Source organism: Streptomyces sp. NBC_00385 (genome assembly GCF_035917155.1).
GTDB lineage: Bacteria > Actinomycetota > Actinomycetes > Streptomycetales > Streptomycetaceae > Streptomyces > Streptomyces poriferorum.
The window spans coordinates 383,567-400,190 of sequence record NZ_CP107951.1 but is presented as its reverse complement, the minus strand read 5'-3'; the positions used below and the strand labels follow the sequence as shown (position 1 = coordinate 400,190).

Below are 16,624 nucleotides of genomic sequence, written 5' to 3'. Positions count from 1 at the left end.
CTCACCCGTGCGTGACCGTCAGCGCGCCGAAGGCGATCCGGGTCGTCGCCGAGTCCTCGGCCCAGCACACCTCGACGCTGTCCCCGTCGACGTTCACCCCGCTCACCACCCCGTCCAGCGCCTCCGCTCCCGGCTCCGCGCTGAGCGAGGCGAGCGCCACCAGGACCACCGTGCCCTCGGCGTCCGCTCCCAGCCGGGGCAGCACCGCCCACGGTGTGTACGCCGTGCCCTGCGGGGCGCGCACCTCGTCCCGCGACTCCCAGCCGTGCAGACCGTGCAGCGCGGACGTCACCGGCGATTCGGCTCCCGTCGCCCAGCCCGTCTGCTCGACCCGGGCCCCGTGCGGGGCACCGAGCACCCGGTGGACCCGGAGCTCGTACCGGCCGCGGACCACCGTCACGCTCTCCACCCGGAGACCCGGCACCATCGGTGCCCCGCCCGCGAACACCGGACGGTGCCAGGACGCCGCCCAGCCCCAGCCCTCGCCGCCCCCGGCGCCCAGCGGGCGGATGGCGCGGCGGCCGCTGCGGGTTCCGGCGACGACCAGGGACAGGTGGTTGTCGGCCGTGTTCGCACGCGCGGTCGGACCGGTGACCGTCGAGTACGCCTGACGGCTGTACAGCGGGTCGTCGGCCACCGCCGACTCGCCCTCGTGCGGCCGGACATGGTCGCTGCCGTGGTTGTGCAGCCGCACGATCCCGTCCGCCCGCGTTGACTGGACGAGCAGCCCGGGGGCGGGCAGCGCGAGCACCCGGTCCGGCCCCTCGCTCGGCGCCGGCTCCTCGGTCGCCGTCCACAGAGGGTGATCCGCGGGGGCCAGGAGCGAGACGAAGGCCTTGGACGCCCAGTAGGGGGAGGCGGGGCCCGAGTAGGGCTGGAGCGTGGCGTCGTGCGGACCGTGCCAGCCCAGGTTCAGCAGGCCGTCCGTGCCGGTCGCGCCGCGGTCCAGGAAGTAGCGCAGCGACCCGCTGATCACCCGTCGGGACGCGCCCGGCGTGAGGGGGGTGTCTCCGGTGAGCGCGCCCAGCCCGACCGCCGCACCCGCCGCGAACCGGTAGGTCAGCGACCGCCCGAAGTGGATCGGCGCCCCGTCCCCGCCGAACAGCAGGGCGAAGCTCTCCAGGTGCTCGCGCAGCCGTGCCCCGTAGTGCGCGGAGAGTTCGGTGTCACCGGAGAGGTGGGCGTCGAGCACGGGGTACAGGTGCAGGGCCCAGCCGTTGTAGTGGTCGAAGGCGCGGCCGTCGCCGTCCGCGTACCAGCCGTGACCGCGGTACCAGCTCTCCATGAGGTCCTGCGCCCGCTCGCGTGCCCGCGCGGTCTCGGCGTCCGCGCGGCCCACCGATTCGAGGAACCCGGCCACCGAGTAGGGGAACAGGTACCAGTTGTTCGGTGCGGGGGTGTGGCGAAGGGCGCCGCGCAGCCATTCCTCCGCGCGGTCCTGCACGGCCGGGTCCAGCCGGTCCCAGAGCCACGGCCGGGTGAGCCGCAGCCCGATGGCGACCGAGGCGGACTCCACCATGGGCTGGCCGAAGACGGTGTGGTCGAGGATCAGCGGCCAGGACTCGGCGTCGTCCCGGCCCGGCGTACGCGTACCGGCAGCGAGCCCGTCCGCGTACCGGTCGAGCCAGCCGTGCGGGTCCTTGCCGTCCGCGCCGGCGACCCGGAACGCCGCGGCGAGGAACGTGCGCGCGTAGCCCTCCAGACCGTCGGACCGGACCCCGGACGCGGACGGGCGTCCGGGCAGGTCGAGGAGCGCGCTGCCGGGGGTGGCCCACTGCCAGGCGGCCCGCAGCAGACCGTCGGCCGCCGCCTCCCAGTGCGCGCGGGTGTAGCCGGTGTACGGGCTCGCGGCCCGGTCGTCGGCGGGAAGCTCCAGCGGGGAGTTCGGGTGCGGACGGTTCATGCGAGGAAGGCCAGCCTTTCGCGTCGTACGGGATGGGCGAATCCGTCGCCCGCGGCCCAGCGTTCGGCCTCGCCCACCGCCAGGTCGACGAGCCGCTGCCACTCGTTGCCCTGCGAGCCCGCCAGATGCGGGGTGATCAGGGCGTTCTCGCACTCCCACAGCGGGTGACCGGGCGGCAGCCGGTCGGGGTCGGTGACGTCGAGGACCGCCCGGATGCGGCCGAGCCTCAGGACGTCGACGAGCGCGTCCTGGTCGACGACGGCGCCCCGCGCGGTGTTGAGGAGCACGCCGTCCGGGCGCATCGACATCAGCAGCTCCCGGCTGACGAGCCCGCGCGTCGCGGGCAGCAGCGGGGTGTGGACGCTCACCACATCACTCCGCGCGAACAGTTCGCCGAGTCCGACGGGCCGGACGCCGAGCTCGGCCGCCTCCGCGTCGGAGACGTACGGATCGTGCAGCAGCACCCGCAGGTCGTACGGTCGCAGGAGCTCGATGACCCGGCGGCCGATGAGTGAGGCGGACAGGATGCCCACGGTCCGGCCGTAGTTGCCCAGGGCGGGCGAGGTGGTCAGCGAGTCGTCGCGGCCGCGCTCGGAGCGGTAGGAGTGCGCCCGCTCCAGGACCCGCTTGCCGGAGAGCAGGATCATCGCGACGGTGTACTCCGCGACCGGGAGCGCGTTGGCGGCCGCGGCCGACGACACCTCGATGCCGCGCTCCCAGCAGGCGTCGGTGATGTGCCCGCGGACGCTGCCCGCGGTGTGCACCACCGCCCGCAGCCGGGGCGCGGAGGCGAGCGCCGCCGCGTCGAGCGGCGGACAGCCCCAGCCGGTGACCAGGAGTTCCGTGTCCGCGAGCACGGCACGGGCCCGGTCGGTGGTGAAGTCGTCGAGTACGGGTGGTGGCGCGAGGTCGCACACCTGTGAGAGTGCGGCCAGCGACCGGGTGTTCAGCAGCGCGGCCGCGGTGCCCGGCTGCATCGCGACGGCGGCGCGCGGCCGTCGTCGTCCGGTGGGTGCGAGGGGGATGGTGCCGGTCATTCTTCTCCTGATTCCGGAGGGGTGCGCGGTCCCGCTACTTCACGGCGCCCGCGGTGAGCCCCGACTTCCAGAAGCGCTGGAGCAACGCGAAGGCGAGGATCAACGGCAGGACCGCGAGCAGCGAACCCATGATCACCACGGGGTAGTACTCGGGCGATACGGTGGCGGCGCTGTTCCACGTGTACAGGCCGAGACTGACGGGATAGAGGTCCTGGTCGGAGAGCATGACCATGGGCAGGAAGAAGTTGTTCCAGATCGCGGTGAGCTGGAAGAGGAACACGGTGACGAGACCGGGGCCCAGCATCCGCATGGCGACCCGGAAGTACGTCGTGAGCTCGCCGGCCCCGTCGACCCTGGCCGCTTCCAGCACCTCGTTCGGTACGTAACCCTGGCTGAAGATCCGGCCGAGGTACACGCCGAACGGATTGAAGAGCACCGGTATGAAGACCGACCAGAAGGTGTTCACCAGTCCGGTGCCCGACGCCATCAGATACAGCGGCAGCGCCAGAACGGTCTGCGGCACCATCACCGCCGCGAGCACGAGGCCGAACAGCTTCTCCTTGTGCGCGAAGCGGTACTTGTCGAAGGCGTACCCGCAGGCGATGCTGATCAGCGCCCCGAGCCCGGCGCCGAGTACCGCGTACAGCAGACTGTTGCCGTACCACCGGGTGTACAGACCGCCGTCCGTCGCGAACAGGTCCTTGAGGTTCTGCGCGAAGGAGAAGTGGTCGAGCGACAGCACGTCGCTGCCGAACAGGGCGTCCCGGTCCTTCGACGCGGCGAGCACCAGCCACAGCACCGGCAGCAGCGTGTACAGCACCGAGATGCCGACGACCAGGTTGACGACGGAGCGGCCGAGAAGCCGGGGCCGCAGGACTGCGGCGGTGCGGGTGGGAGCGGTCGCGCTCATCGGGCGTCCTCCTCGGCGGCGTCGGAGCGGTTGGTCCAGCGGGTCACGCCGTACGAGAGCGCGATGGTGCACACCAGCAGCACGACCGAGGCCGCCGCCGCGAGACCGTAGTTGTTACGGGTGAACGCGGCGTCGTAGATGTACATGCTGGGTGAGAAGCGCGAGCTGATCATCGGGGTCGACTGGCTCAGCAGCATCGGCTCCGTGAAGAGCTGGAGCGCGAAGATCAGGGTGAACATCGCGACCATCACGACGGAGGAACGCACCAGGGGCGTCTTGATCTGCAGTGCGGTGCGGACGGGTCCGGCGCCGTCGACGACCGACGCCTCGATGACCTCGCGCGGCACCGCCTGCAGGGCGGCGTAGAAGACCACCATGTTGTAGCCGAGGTTGCTCCACAGGGCGATGTTCACGATCGAGGGCACCACCGTGTGCACCCCGAGGAAGTCGATCGTGATGTCGGCCTTGCCGAGCAGGTCGATCACCGGGCTCAGCCCCGGTGTGTAGAGGTAGAGCCAGATGACGGCGGCGATGATGCCGGGCACGGCGTGCGGCAGGAAGAGTCCGAGCTGCGCCCAGGAGCGCAGCCGTACCACGCCGGAGTCCAGCAGCAGCGCCAGTGCCAGCGCGCCGATGACCATCAGCGGGATGTAGATCACGCAGTACATGACGACGGTGCCGAGACCGCTGAGGAACGTCGGGTCCGTCAGTACGGCGGTGTAGCTGCGCAGGCCGACGAAGACCGTGCGCTCCGGGCCGAAGCCGAGCCCCGGCTGGTCGTCGCTGAAGAAGCTGAGCCAGACGGCGGTGCCGACCGGGATCAGGAAGACCGTCACCAGAAGGATGAAGAAGGGGGTCATCAGGGCGCCGGCCGCGCCGAGTTCACGGCGGCGGGCCGACTTTCGGGCGGTGCGCGGGGACGTGGTGGGGGCCGGTGCCGCCGCGGAGACGTTCACGGGGGCGGAAGCCGGTGTGGTGACGGGGGTGGTCATCGAAGGTCACCTGCCTCTCTGCTGCTGGGAAGGGGGACGGATCACGGTCAGCTGCTGTGCTCTGTGGTGGACAGACCCAGCGCCCTGAGGTCGGGCATGGTGCCCCGCTGGGCCGCGCGCACGGATTCGAGCACCGAGCCCTGGCCGCCGCCCACCCGGGCGAAGCCGTCCTGCATGACCTTCTGCGTGGCGGTCATCCGCGGTCCCCAGGTCCAGCCGTCCCGGATCTTGTCCGCCTCCTGCTCGAACAGGGTGTAGATGTCCTGGCCGTTGTAGTAGGCGCGGTCGAAGGCCTTGCGGCCGACGGCGACGAGACCGGGGGCGGCCGGGTACTGGCTGCTGGCGCCGCTGGAGAGCCGGGCCCTCAGCGCGTCGGGATGCGAGACCTGCCACTCGATGAACTCAAGTGCGGCCTCGGGGTGTTCGCTGTCCTTCGTGACCGCGAAGGTCGAGCCGCCGTGGGTGCCGACCGAGGCGTCCCCCGCGTTCCACTGGGGGAGCGGTGCGACGGCCCACTGCCCCTTCTGGCCGGGGCGGGCCTTCATCTGCGCGCCGGCGTCCCAGGCGCCGCTGAGCCGGACAAGGATCTTGCCGGCGCTGAGCAGGGCGTCGTACCCCCTGCTGTCCACGGGGGTCATGGAGACCAGGTCCTGGTCGATCATCCGTTGCCAGTACGCCGCGACGCGCCGGCTCGGTTCGTCGGCCAGCGACACGTTCCAGGCGCCGCCGCGGGTGTCGAACCACTGGGCACCGGCCTGCCAGGCGAACGCGGCGAACTGGAACGCGCCGTCCGTGGCGAAGGCCGACAGCCGGCGGCCGGGCGCCTTGCGGCGCACGGTGCGGGACGCCTCCTCGAACTCGTCCCAGGTCCTCGGGACTTCGATCCCGTACTGCTCGAAGAGGTCGGCGCGGTAGTGCATCACCATCGGCTCGACGTCCAGCGGAAGGCTGAAGACGCGCTTGTCGAAGGTGGTCAGGTCCAGTGCCTGCGGCAGCAGCTTGGACCGCAGCGAGTCGCTCACCAGGTCCGTGAGGTCCCGGGCGACGCCGTCGATGGCGAACCCGGGGAGCTGGGGGTACTCGATCGTCGCGATGTCCGGGCCGTTGCCGGCCCGGGAGGCGTTGCTGAGTTTCGCGTAACCGCCCTGGGGCCCTGAGGGGATCTGCTGGAAGTCGACCTGGACCGTGTCGTGCGTTTGGTTGAACGCGTCGACGACTTCCTGGCTGCCGCGCAGGGCGGACCAGAAGGTGATGCGTGTGGCGTTGCGGCCGGCTGTGGTGCCGGTGGTGGTGGTCCTGCTCGTGCTGTCCGCCCCCGATGTGCCACCGCTGCAAGCGCTCAGTGCGCCCGCCAGCGGTAGTGCGGTCATCGTGGCGAGCACGGATCGACGGCTGTGTCGACCGGGCATGGGCGCCTCCCGCGGCTCCTGAATGAAGACACGGGGAATACTGATCGGCTGATCGGTAGCGGTCAATAGATCGATCAGAAGAAAAATGAAGCGGTCAAACGATCAGTTCGTGGCGGGGGTGGCGGGAGTGATCGCCTGTGCCGATCCCCGTACCTTCAACTCGGGCAGCACCTGCGTCCGGCGCACCGGGCCGAGTGCCCCCGGCTCTCCGGAGAGCCGGTGGAGCAGGAGTTCGGCGGCCGCCCTGCCGATCTCCGCCCTGGGCGGCGCCACCGCGGTCAGCGGGGTACTGCCCAGCGCCGCGACCACATCGTCGTACGCCACCACCGAGCAGTCCCGGGGCACCTGCACCCCGCTCTCGGCCAGGCGTTGCACCAGCATCAGGGCGTCCACGTCGCCGTGGAGCACCGCGGCCGTGGCCCCGCGCCCGCGCAGCAGCTCCGCCAGATCGAGATCGGGCGCGTCCGCCCTGCTCCCGGACGGGGTACCGGGCACCGGACTTGCTCCGGACGGGCCGGGCCCGGGCACCGCGTCCGGCGAACTCAGCACCACCGTCCAGTCGTCGACGCCGGGGTGGGCGGCCGCGATCTGGGCGAACGCGGCGCGTACGGTGCGTGCCGTCGGGCTGTCGTCACGGGCGGCCAGCACGATCCGGCGGTGGCCCAGCGACACCAGGTGCTCCACGGCGAGATGCGTTCCGTACCAGTGGTCGGAACAGACGGAGTCCAGGGCGTGCAAGGTGCTGCCCGGCCGGGGCCGCCGCTCCATCAGCACGGTCGGCACGCCCGTGTCCGCCAGCCAGCCGTAGTCCAGCTCCTCGGAGAGCACGTTGCGCCACCGGGGGGCGATCAGCAGCCCGCGGGCCCCGTCCGCCAGCGCCCGCTCCACCAGCGGCCGTTCGGCGTCGGCCGACTGCGGCGCGAGGTACAGCGCGATGCGGATGCCGGCCTCCTCCAGCACGGTCCGGGCGCCGTGCAGCGTCTCGTACAGGTACGAATGCCGCTCCGGTACGACCAGAGCGACCGCACCCCCTTCGCCGGCGGGATCGACGCCGCGCGGCGCGGGCACCGCCGGCGGCCCCGCCGGATCGCGCACCGGCCGGGCCACGCCGTGTCCGCGCCGCAGCCGTCCCGCCCGCGCCAGCTCCTCCACGTCCCGCCGCACCGTGACCACGGAGACGGCCAGTTCGTCCGCGAGCGCGCTGACCTTGACCGCACCGCGCGACTCCACCACCGCCAGGATTCGCTGACGCCTGAGTTCAACCGGCTCCCGCATGCTGTCGCCCCCTGTGCGTTGTGCGTTTGAGCGCTTTTCGTGAGCGCTTGGAGCGCAGCATAGCCATGCGGCGGTGAGGGCTCGTTCAAGATCGAACATCAGGGGGATTACGATCTGTCCCTGGCATGGACACCCTCACGCTCTGGCAACTGGCGGCACTGGCCGCGGCAACCGCGCTCGTCGGCTTCTCCAAGACGGCCGTCAGCGGTGCCAACACGATCAGTCTCGCGGTCTTCGCGGCGGTCCTGCCCGCCCGTGAGTCGACCGGAGTGCTGCTCCCGATCCTCATCGCCGGTGATGTGCTCGCCGTGCTCACGTACCGGCGCCACGCGCACTGGCCGACCCTGCTCCGGCTCTTCCCCGCCGTCGCCGTGGGCGTGGTGGCGGGCACGCTGTTCATGATGTGGGCCGGCGACGCCGCCGTACGGACCTCCATCGGCGCGATCCTGATCTTCATGGCGGGCGTGACGGTGTGGCGGCGCCGCACCGCGGACGCGGCCGGGGGACCGGCCGCCGAGGCAGGTGCTCCCACGCCCGCCGAGCGGCTCAAGGCGCGTTCGTACGGGGTGCTCGGCGGCTTCACCACCATGGTCGCCAACGCGGGCGGCCCTGTCATGTCGCTCTACCTGCTCTCCGCGGGGTTCCGCAAGCTCGGCTTCCTCGGCACGTCCGCGTGGTTCTTCCTCATCGTCAACACGTCCAAGGTGCCGTTCAGCGTGGGCCTCGGACTGATCGACGCGAAGTCCCTGCTGCTGGACGCCTGCCTGCTGCTGTTCGTCCTCCCGGGCGCCTGGATCGGCCGCACGTGCGTGGACCGCATCAACCAGCGGCTCTTCGAACGCCTGGTCATCGCCGCCACCGTGCTGGGCGGTCTCCAGCTCCTGCTGAACCCGTAGCGAGGCCCTCCCGGATCGCGGTGATCCGGAAGGGCCGGCGGACGAGCGGGGCGCCGTCCGTCAGACGATGCCCTCCTCGATCTCCGCCTGCTCGCGCGCGTTTCCGTACGCCGACGGCGTGCCGTACGAACCACGGGCGACGAACCACCACACGGTGGCCAGGACCAGCACGGCGACCAGGGCGACCGAGGCGTAGTTCATCGAGTCGATCGTCACCGGAGACCTCTGCGGCAGCAGGAACAGCACGGTCACGATGACGACCCACACCACGGCGATCCAGCCGACCGGCTTCGACCAGCGGCCCAGATGCCACGGCCCGCGCTCGAAGCGGTCGCCCGCACGCAGCTTCAGGTAGATCGGGATGGCGTAGGCGGGCGTGATGCCGATGACGTTGATCGCGGTCACCGCCCCGTACGCGGTCGCCGAGTACAGCGACGGAAGGGCGAGCACTCCGGCGACGACGACCGACAGCCACACCGCGTTGACCGGCGTCTGCGTGCGTGCGCTCACCTTGCGCCACACCGAGGACCCCGGCAGCGCGTTGTCCCGGCTGAAGGCGAACACCATCCGGCTGGTGGCGGCGACCTCGGCGTTGCCGCAGAACAGCTGCGCGGCGATCACGATCAGCAGCATCGCCGTGGCGCCCGAGGTCCCCAGTGCGTCGATCAGGATCTGGGCCGGCGGCACTCCGGTCGAGCTCTCCTGGGTGCCCACGTAGTCCTGGATCGCGAAGGTCAGCCCCGCGAGCAGCACGAAACCGGCCAGCCACGAGACCCAGATCGAACGGACGATGCCACGCGGCGCAGAGACCGAGGCGTCCGAGGTCTCCTCCGACAGGTGGGCGGAGGCGTCGTAGCCGCAGAACGTGTACTGCGCCAGCAGCAGACCGATCGCCGCCACGTAGAGCGGGTTCTCCCAGCCGGTGTCGTTGACGAACTCGGTGAAGACGAACGACGGCGACTGGTGGTGGTCGGGCACGATCGCCAGCACGGAGACGATCACCGCGACACCGGCCAGATGCCACCACACACTGATCGAGTTGAGCACGCTGACGAGGCGGACACCGAACAGGTTCAGGACGGCGTGCAGCAGCAGGATGCAGACGAATATGATCATTGTCTTGCCGGGCGTGGGGGTGAACCCCCACTGCAGGTTCATCAGCGCACCGGTGAACAGCGCGGCGCCGTAGTCGATGCCGGCGATCGCACCGAGCAGCCCGAGCAGGTTCAGCCAGCCGGTGTACCAGCCCCACTTGCGGCCGCCGAGCCGGTCCGCCATGTAGTACAGGGCCCCGGATGTCGGGTAGGCGCTGGTGACCTCGGCGAGCGCCATGCCGACACAGAGCACGAACAGACCGACCCCGGCCCAGCCCCACAGCATCACGGACGGACCGCCGGTGGACATGCCGAAGCCGTACAGGGTCATGCAGCCGGACAGGATCGAGATGACGGAGAAACTGATGGCGAAGTTGCCGAAGCCGCCCATACGGCGGGCCAGCACCGGCTGGTAGCCGAGTTCGCGCAGCCGCTGCTCCTCGTCCTTGGGCGGGGCGGCGCCGGCGCCCTTCCGGTTCGAGGTGGATAGGGACATGGGGAGACCTCCGTGAGCGGAATAAAGGGGTAAACGGGACACAGGGCGGAGAGAGGGGCGGCTCACGCTCAGCCGTGCGGCCCCCGGCCGGGATCACGGGCGGCGGCGAGGGCGCGGCTGCGGGCCCGCAGGAAGACCTCCTCGGCGCCGCCGGGGTCCTTGGGCGTGCGGGTGCGGTACGCCCACGGCAGCGAGGTGAAGTACGGGCCGAGCTCCTGGAACACGGGAGCCGCGTCGGCGAACTGGAGCGCCCCCCACAGTGCGTGGGCCAGATGGTTGAGATCGAGCAGGGTGTGCGCGGTCGGCGGAGTGCGGTGGAACCAGATCTCCAGGGCGCGCAGGGCCTCGCGCTCCGCGTCCTCGGTGACCCAGTGCAGGTCGAGCGCCTTCTCGTGGCCGTGTTCGCGGCGGTAGCGCTCCACCCTCACGTACAGCGGCAGTACATGGAGCGCCGATCCGTCGGGCGCCGAGGACGCCGCCCACTGGACGAAGTTGACCGCCTCGGACAGAGAGCCGCCGGCCCGGCGCGCATAGACGAACTGCAGCATGCGGTGGTAGGCCTCGCGGTTGTACGGATCGCGTTTGTCCGCCTCCGCCAGCAGACCCCACGGGCCGGGGAAGAGCATGGGTCCGGGAGGGTGCAGCCGGTGCTCCTCCAGCCGCTGGCGCTCGTCCAGTTGGGAGAGGGCCAGCAGGCACACCCAGGGCACCGGGTCGGCGGGTGAGGCGTGGGCGGCCGAGCGGCACGCCTCCCAGGCCTCCTGCCAGAGCTCCTGTCCGCTGGGATGGTCCGAACGGCGGGCGCGGACAGCCCGCTCCACGGCGACCCGGGCGTGCATCACGGCGGCCGCGACACTCCGGGGCTCCTCGGTCAGCCAGGCCTGTACCGCGTCCGATCCCGCGGCGACCGCGCCGAGCACCTGGGTCCGCTGGGTCCACAGGGTCCAGTCAGGGGTGCTCTCCAGCAGGTCGCGCATGGAGAGCCAGCGCCCGGTGCGCAAGTCCTGTAACGCGCTGCGCAGTTCGTTGTCGTGGCCGGCCGGATGGTAGACCGGCCGGAAATCACTGTTGGCCATGGACGTGCTCGGCGCATGGTGTCGGTCTCATCGATCCTCGGGACGTGGGGGGTGAAGCAGCAGTTGAAAAATGAACTGCTGTAAAGCGTCCGGTTGTTGCTCGGCGGTGAGTGTAGAGCCCTCCACGCCTATCTCCCGAACGAATCGTGGATCTTCCTCAAGTCACGTGTGCAAACAGGAGGTTGAGCTCCGGGGCCGGGATCCGGGCGCACTCCTTGCGGGCGCTTGACGTAGCCGCCGGGCTGCACCACCCTGAGGTTCCGCGACCGAAGATCACGATTCCGTTCAAGCCCCGTGCTTGCGTCCCGCTGGAGACTCGATGACAGGCCCGGTACTCGCCGTGGACCAGGGCACCTCCGGGACGAAGGCCTTGGTGATCTGTCCCGAGCGGGGCGTGATCGGTTCCGGTTCGGCTCCGGTGCGTCCGCGCTACGGAACCGGGGGAGCGGTCGAGGCGGACCCCGCCGAGCTCCTCGGCTCGGTCCTCGACGCCGGGGCGCAGGCCCTGGCCGCCGCCGCCGAACCCGTGGTCGCCGTCGGCCTCGCCAACCAGGGCGAGACCGTGCTCGCCTGGGACCCGGACACCGGGGAGCCGCTCACCGACGCGATCGTCTGGCAGGACCGCCGGGCCGAACGGATCTGCGGCGAACTCGCGGCACGTGAAGATGAGTTGAAGCAACTCACCGGGCTGCCGCTCGACCCGTACTTCGCCGCGCCCAAGATGGCCTGGATCCGCCGCGAACTGACCAGGGAGGGCGTCGTCACGACCAGCGACTCCTGGCTGGTCCACCGGCTCACCGGTGCGTTCGTGACGGACGCGGCCACCGCCGGCCGCACCCAGCTGCTCGACCTCGACGACGTCGGCTGGTCACCCGCCGCCCTGGACCTCTTCGGGCTGGGCGGTGAACGCCTGCCGGCCGTGGTCGACGCCGCCGGTGCGTTCGACACGACCACCGCGTTCGGCGGCGAACTCCCGCTGACCGGGCTCCTCGTCGACCAGCAGGCCGCACTTCTGGCCCAGGGCGCCCTGGAGCCGGGGACCGCCAAGTGCACCTACGGCACCGGTGCGTTCCTCCTCGCCCAGACCGGCCCCGTACCGCGCCGGGGCTCCTCCGGCCTCGTCAGCTGTGTGGCCTGGCGGCTCGGTGGGCGTACCAGCTACTGCCTGGACGGACAGGTCTACACAGCCGCCTCCGCGGTCCGCTGGCTGACCGACCTCAACGTGATCTCCGGCGCCGCCGACCTGGACCCCGTCGGCGGCGGCGTCCCCGACTCCGGTGGCGTCACCTTCGTACCGGCGCTCGCCGGACTCGCCGCCCCCTGGTGGCGCGGCGACCTGCGCGGCTCGGTGACCGGCCTGAGCCTGGACACGACCGCCGGCCATCTGGTGCGGGCGCTCTGCGAGGGCATCGCCGCACAGGTCGTCGAGCTCGCCGACGCGGTGGCGGCCGACCTCGGCTCGCCGCTGACCGCCCTACGCGTCGACGGCGGCCTCACCCGCTCCGCGCTGCTCATGCAGACCCAGGCCGACCTGCTGCAACGGCCCGTCGAGGTCTCCGCGCTGCCCGACGTGACCGCACTCGGCGTCGGTGCCGTGGCCCGGCTGGGCATCGACCCCGGGCTCTCCCTCGCCGAGGCCGTCCCCGCCTGGCGGCCGGCCGCGGTGTACGAACCACGGATCGGAGCCGCGGAGGCGGCCGAGCGCCTCGCCGGATTCCGCGCGGCCGTCGGGACCCTCCTGGAACGGTCATGAGCCCTGCCGGAGCGGCCCGATGACGCACACCGTCACGACCGCCGGTGATCCGCTGCCCACGCAGCCCGGCGGAGCCCCGTACGACGTCACCGTCATCGGAGCGGGCGTGGTCGGCACCGCCATCGCCCGCGAACTGGCCCGCTACCCCCTGCGCACCGCCCTCGTCGAGGCCTCGGAGGACATCGCCGACGGCACGTCCAAGGCCAACACCGCGATCCTGCACACCGGTTTCGACGCCGTACCCGGCTCGCTGGAGGCCCGTCTCGTACGCGAAGGCCGGCGCAGGCTCTCCGCGTACGCCGCACGGACCGGCATCCCCGTCGAACGCGTCGGCGCCCTCCTCGTCGCCTGGGACGCGGAACAACTCGCGGCGCTGCCCGCCCTGCTGGCCAAGGCCGAAGCCAACGGTTACCACGCGGCCCGGCTGCTGAACGCCGACGAGGTCGCCGAACGGGAACCCCACCTCGGCCCGGGAGCGCTCGGCGGGCTGGAGGTCCCCGACGAGTCCGTCATCTGCCCCTGGACCACCCCCCTCGCCTTCGCCACCGAGGCGGTCCGCGCGGGCGTCCACCTGCACCTGGACTGCCCCGTCCTCGACATCGAGACCGGGGACGCGGTCCACACCCTGACCACCGGCCGCGGGCCGCTGCGCACCCGCTTCCTGATCAACGCCGCCGGACTGCACGCCGACGAGATCGACCGCCTGCTCGGCCACGACGTGTTCACCGTCACCCCGCGCCGCGGCCAGCTGATCGTGTTCGACAAACTCGCCCGCGACCTCGTCCGCCACATCCTGCTCCCCGTCCCCACCGCCGCGGGCAAGGGCGTCCTGGTCGCACCGACGGTCTTCGGCAACGTCCTCCTCGGCCCCACCGCCGAGGAACTCGACGACAAGACCGCCACCGGGTCGACACGGGAGGGCATCGACCGGCTGAGGGAGAAGGGCCGCAGGATCCTGCCCCGGCTCCTCGACGAGGAGGTCACCGCCGTCTACGCGGGACTGCGGGCGGCCACCGGCCAGGAGGACTACCGGATCCAGGAGTACCCCGGCCTCCGCTACATCGCCGTCGGCGGCATCCGCTCCACCGGGCTGACGGCGTCCATGGCCATCGCCGACCACGTCACCACCCTGCTCGCCCGCACCGGACTCGACCCGGGCGAGCCCGCCGAACCGGCCCCCCTCACCATGCCCGGCCTCGGCGAGACGGGCCGGCGCCCGTACCTGGACGCGGAACTCATCGGCCGGGACCCGGCGTACGGCACCCTGGTCTGCCACTGCGAACGCGTCACCGCGGGCGAGCTCCGCGACGCACTGGCCTCCACGCTCCCGCCGCGATCCGTGGCGGGTCTGGCCCGCAGAACCAGGGCCGGCAACGGACGCTGCCAGGGCTTCCACTGCGGAGCCGGTCTCCGCGCACTGATCGAGGGGACCCGGCCATGACCCGACGCGAACGGACCGTCGACGTGCTGGTCGTCGGAGCGGGCCCCGCCGGACTGGGCGCCGCCGCCGAACTCGCCGCGTCCGGCGTACGACGCGTCGAGGTCCTGGAACGCGAGCGGACCGCCGGCGGCATCCCGCGCCACTGCCACCACGCCGGATTCGGCGGCAACCGTTCGAAGGGCGGGACGGACGGCCCCGCGTACGCCCGCCGCTGCACGGCCGCGGCCACCCGGGCCGGCGCCACCCTGCGCACCGGCATCACCGTCACCGGCTGGGCCGGCCCCCTCACCCTCGACGCCACCGGACCCGGCGGGCTCGAACGGATCACCGCACACGCCGTCGTCCTCGCCACCGGAGCCCGCGAACGCCCGCGCAGCGCCCGGCTCGTCCCCGGCACCCGCCCGGCGGGCGTCTACACCACCGGAGAACTCCAGCAGGCCGTCCACCTCCACCACCAGCACATCGGCACGCGCGCCGTGATCATCGGCGACGAACCGGTCAGCATCGCCGCGGCCGCCACCCTGCGCACCGCCGGGGTCGAGGTCGTCGCCCGGGTCACCGACCGCCCGCCGGCCCTCCCCGCCGCCCTGGGACCGCGCCACGGAGCCCCGCTGCTCACCCGCACCACCGTCACCGCACTGACGGGCCGGGGCCGGCTCACCGGGGTCACGGTGCGCCACCAGGACGGCCGTACGACGACCCTGCCGTGCGACACCGTGGTGTTCACCGGCGACTGGATCCCCGACCACGAACTGGCGCGGCGCGGCGACGTGCCCCTGGACCCCGGTACCCGCGGCCCCGCGTACGACGCCGCGTACCGCACCCGCGCCGCCGGGGTCTTCGCCGCCGGTAATCTGCTCCACGCGGTGGAGAGCGCCGGCACCGCCGCGGCGGAGGGCCGGGCCCTCGCCGCCCCCGTACGGCGCCACCTGACCGCCGGCGGCTGGCCGGCCGGGCGGCCCGCGCTCGCCGTCGCGGCGCCACTGGAGTGGATCGCACCCAACCTGCTCTGCCCGGACGGCGACCGGCCGCTGGACAACCGCTTCACCCTGCGCACCGTCCGGCCGCTGACGGCCCCGCTGCTCGTGGCCCGTCAAAACGGGCGGGAACTGTTCCGCCGGCGACTGCTGCGCCCCGCCCGGCCCGGACACCCGTTCCACCTGCCCGCCGACTGGCTCGACCGGGCCGATCCGCACGGAGACACCGTGCGGATCTCGGTCGGCTGACCGGTGCGCCCGGCAGCACCGGTGCTCAGGTGATCGCACGGGGATCACCGGGTTCTCAGGGGATCAGCAGCCAGTCCGAACCGATCGCCGCCACCAGGCCGAGCCCCAGCAGCCAGCTGCCGAGCCGGGTCCGGCCGTTCCTGCTGAGCTCGATCACGATCCCGCACAGGATCAGGGCGAGCCCGTACACCCCCACCACCAGGACCGAGGACCGGCTCGCGATCCGCAGCCCGAGTACGACGGCCATCGCCGCCATCCCGGCCGAGGAGAGGACGATCCGCAGCTGTCTCGCCTGCCGCGGCGTCAGTCTCCGGTCCTCGGCGCCGCCGGTGTCCCCGGGTTCGGCTATCGGCGCGTCCACGGCCTGGTCCTGGTCCTGGTCAGAAGTGCTCATGACGCCGGATGGTAATGGTTTCGCACGGCACTGTTCACCGCTCTCGGTCAAGGGGAGGGAAAGTAAGGGGAGTTCGGAGCCGCGAGGCTCGCGTGGCAGGCTGCGCCGGTCAGCCGTCGGCTCGCAGCCGCGGTGCCTCCGCGGCCGCATCGACAGCAAGCGCGCCCGCCTCCTCCACCCGCCCCGCGAGGTCTGTGGCCCAGCCGGTGAGACCTCCGATGCCGATTCCGTACACCGCGCCGACCGGGTCGCCGGCGACCCCCCGCACGGGCCTGCCGGCCTCGCCGGACGCGGCGAACTCCGTCAGTGCCGCCGCCCCGCGCCGCAGCAGCCGCGCCCCGCCCGTCGTGTTCCCCCGGGCCGCGTGCGTCAGCCCGACGGCCAACTGGGCCAGCCCGCGCCACAACTCCCGCTCCGCGTCGGGGCCCGACTTCCACGCGTCCTCGAAGACCTCGTGCGCGTGGAACGGCATACCCGCGTCCAACAGCCTCTGCGCCTCCCGTACGGTCTCCTCCGGGGTGCGGACCACCCCCTCGGGCTGCCGCTCGACCCCCACCGTGCCGTACGGCAGAGGGCGCCCCAGCCCGTCCCGGGGGCGCGCATTGTGCGCCCGGCCCTCGATGTCACGGTCCCTGCGAGTCTCGTCCACTCCTCGATTGTGCCTCGCACCTGCGACGAACTGTCCGAACCACTGTCGGTGGGCCCCCGCGCACGACTAGTCT

General features: G+C 72.2%; 14 protein-coding genes. 4 read left to right on the top strand and 10 right to left on the bottom strand.

Annotation, left to right across the window (positions count from 1 at the left end; all coding sequences use genetic code 11):
- Position 1 precedes the first annotated feature (1 nt).
- From OG959_RS01815 to OG959_RS01790, 6 genes are all read right to left on the bottom strand, one after another.
- Positions 2-1,903 (bottom strand): DUF2264 domain-containing protein, encoded by a 1,902-nt coding sequence (locus OG959_RS01815; RefSeq protein ID WP_326656197.1) that lies wholly within the window; start codon positions 1,901-1,903, stop codon positions 2-4.
- Positions 1,900-2,940: a hydroxyacid dehydrogenase gene (locus OG959_RS01810; protein ID WP_326656196.1), complete on the bottom strand. Its 1,041-nt coding sequence runs from the start codon at positions 2,938-2,940 to the stop codon at positions 1,900-1,902. Before OG959_RS01810 ends, OG959_RS01815 begins: the two co-directional genes overlap by 4 nt.
- Positions 2,941-2,974: 34 nt before the next feature.
- Complete coding sequence (locus OG959_RS01805; protein WP_219568338.1) at positions 2,975-3,850, bottom strand: carbohydrate ABC transporter permease; 876 nt, start codon at positions 3,848-3,850, stop codon at positions 2,975-2,977.
- Positions 3,847-4,842, bottom strand: coding sequence for a carbohydrate ABC transporter permease (locus tag OG959_RS01800; RefSeq protein WP_326656195.1), 996 nt, complete (start codon positions 4,840-4,842; stop codon positions 3,847-3,849). Before OG959_RS01800 ends, OG959_RS01805 begins: the two co-directional genes overlap by 4 nt.
- A 47-nt stretch (positions 4,843-4,889) precedes the next feature.
- Positions 4,890-6,251: an ABC transporter substrate-binding protein gene (locus OG959_RS01795; protein WP_326656194.1), complete on the bottom strand. Its 1,362-nt coding sequence runs from the start codon at positions 6,249-6,251 to the stop codon at positions 4,890-4,892.
- 102 nt (positions 6,252-6,353) lie between these two features.
- The gene (locus tag OG959_RS01790; protein WP_326656193.1) at positions 6,354-7,526 is read right to left on the bottom strand and encodes a substrate-binding domain-containing protein; all 1,173 of its coding nucleotides are present in this window, start codon (positions 7,524-7,526) and stop codon (positions 6,354-6,356) included.
- A gap of 125 nt (positions 7,527-7,651) precedes the next feature.
- Here OG959_RS01790 and OG959_RS01785 point away from each other — a divergent pair, with 125 nt between their 5' ends.
- Entirely contained in the window at positions 7,652-8,422 is a 771-nt protein-coding gene (locus tag OG959_RS01785) for a sulfite exporter TauE/SafE family protein (protein WP_326656192.1), read from the top strand.
- A 60-nt stretch (positions 8,423-8,482) separates the two neighbouring features.
- Here the strand turns inward: OG959_RS01785 and OG959_RS01780 are convergent, their stop codons facing one another.
- Together OG959_RS01780 and OG959_RS01775 are read right to left on the bottom strand one after the other, a co-directional pair.
- On the bottom strand, positions 8,483-10,012 hold the full coding sequence (locus OG959_RS01780) for an amino acid permease (RefSeq protein ID WP_326656191.1): 1,530 nt from the start codon (positions 10,010-10,012) through the stop codon (positions 8,483-8,485).
- Positions 10,013-10,080: 68 nt separating this feature from the next.
- On the bottom strand, positions 10,081-11,088 hold the full coding sequence (locus tag OG959_RS01775) for a hypothetical protein (protein WP_326656190.1): 1,008 nt from the start codon (positions 11,086-11,088) through the stop codon (positions 10,081-10,083).
- 319 nt (positions 11,089-11,407) lie between these two features.
- Between OG959_RS01775 and OG959_RS01770 the strand changes: the two genes are divergently transcribed.
- From OG959_RS01770 to OG959_RS01760, 3 genes are read left to right on the top strand one after another with little or no spacing between them, the layout of a single operon-like run.
- Entirely contained in the window at positions 11,408-12,841 is a 1,434-nt protein-coding gene (locus OG959_RS01770) for an FGGY family carbohydrate kinase (RefSeq protein WP_326656189.1), read from the top strand.
- A 19-nt stretch (positions 12,842-12,860) separates the two neighbouring features.
- Entirely contained in the window at positions 12,861-14,282 is a 1,422-nt protein-coding gene (locus OG959_RS01765; protein ID WP_326656188.1) for an NAD(P)/FAD-dependent oxidoreductase, read from the top strand.
- The gene (locus tag OG959_RS01760) at positions 14,279-15,508 is read left to right on the top strand and encodes an FAD-dependent oxidoreductase (RefSeq protein ID WP_326656187.1); all 1,230 of its coding nucleotides are present in this window, start codon (positions 14,279-14,281) and stop codon (positions 15,506-15,508) included. The genes OG959_RS01765 and OG959_RS01760 overlap by 4 nt, the downstream gene beginning before the upstream one ends.
- 55 nt (positions 15,509-15,563) lie before the next feature.
- Here the strand turns inward: OG959_RS01760 and OG959_RS01755 are convergent, their stop codons facing one another.
- Positions 15,564-15,902 (bottom strand): hypothetical protein, encoded by a 339-nt coding sequence (locus OG959_RS01755; protein ID WP_326656186.1) that lies wholly within the window; start codon positions 15,900-15,902, stop codon positions 15,564-15,566.
- Positions 15,903-16,011: 109 nt separating this feature from the next.
- Positions 16,012-16,551 (bottom strand): DUF309 domain-containing protein, encoded by a 540-nt coding sequence (locus OG959_RS01750; RefSeq protein WP_326656185.1) that lies wholly within the window; start codon positions 16,549-16,551, stop codon positions 16,012-16,014.
- Positions 16,552-16,624 lie beyond the last annotated feature (73 nt).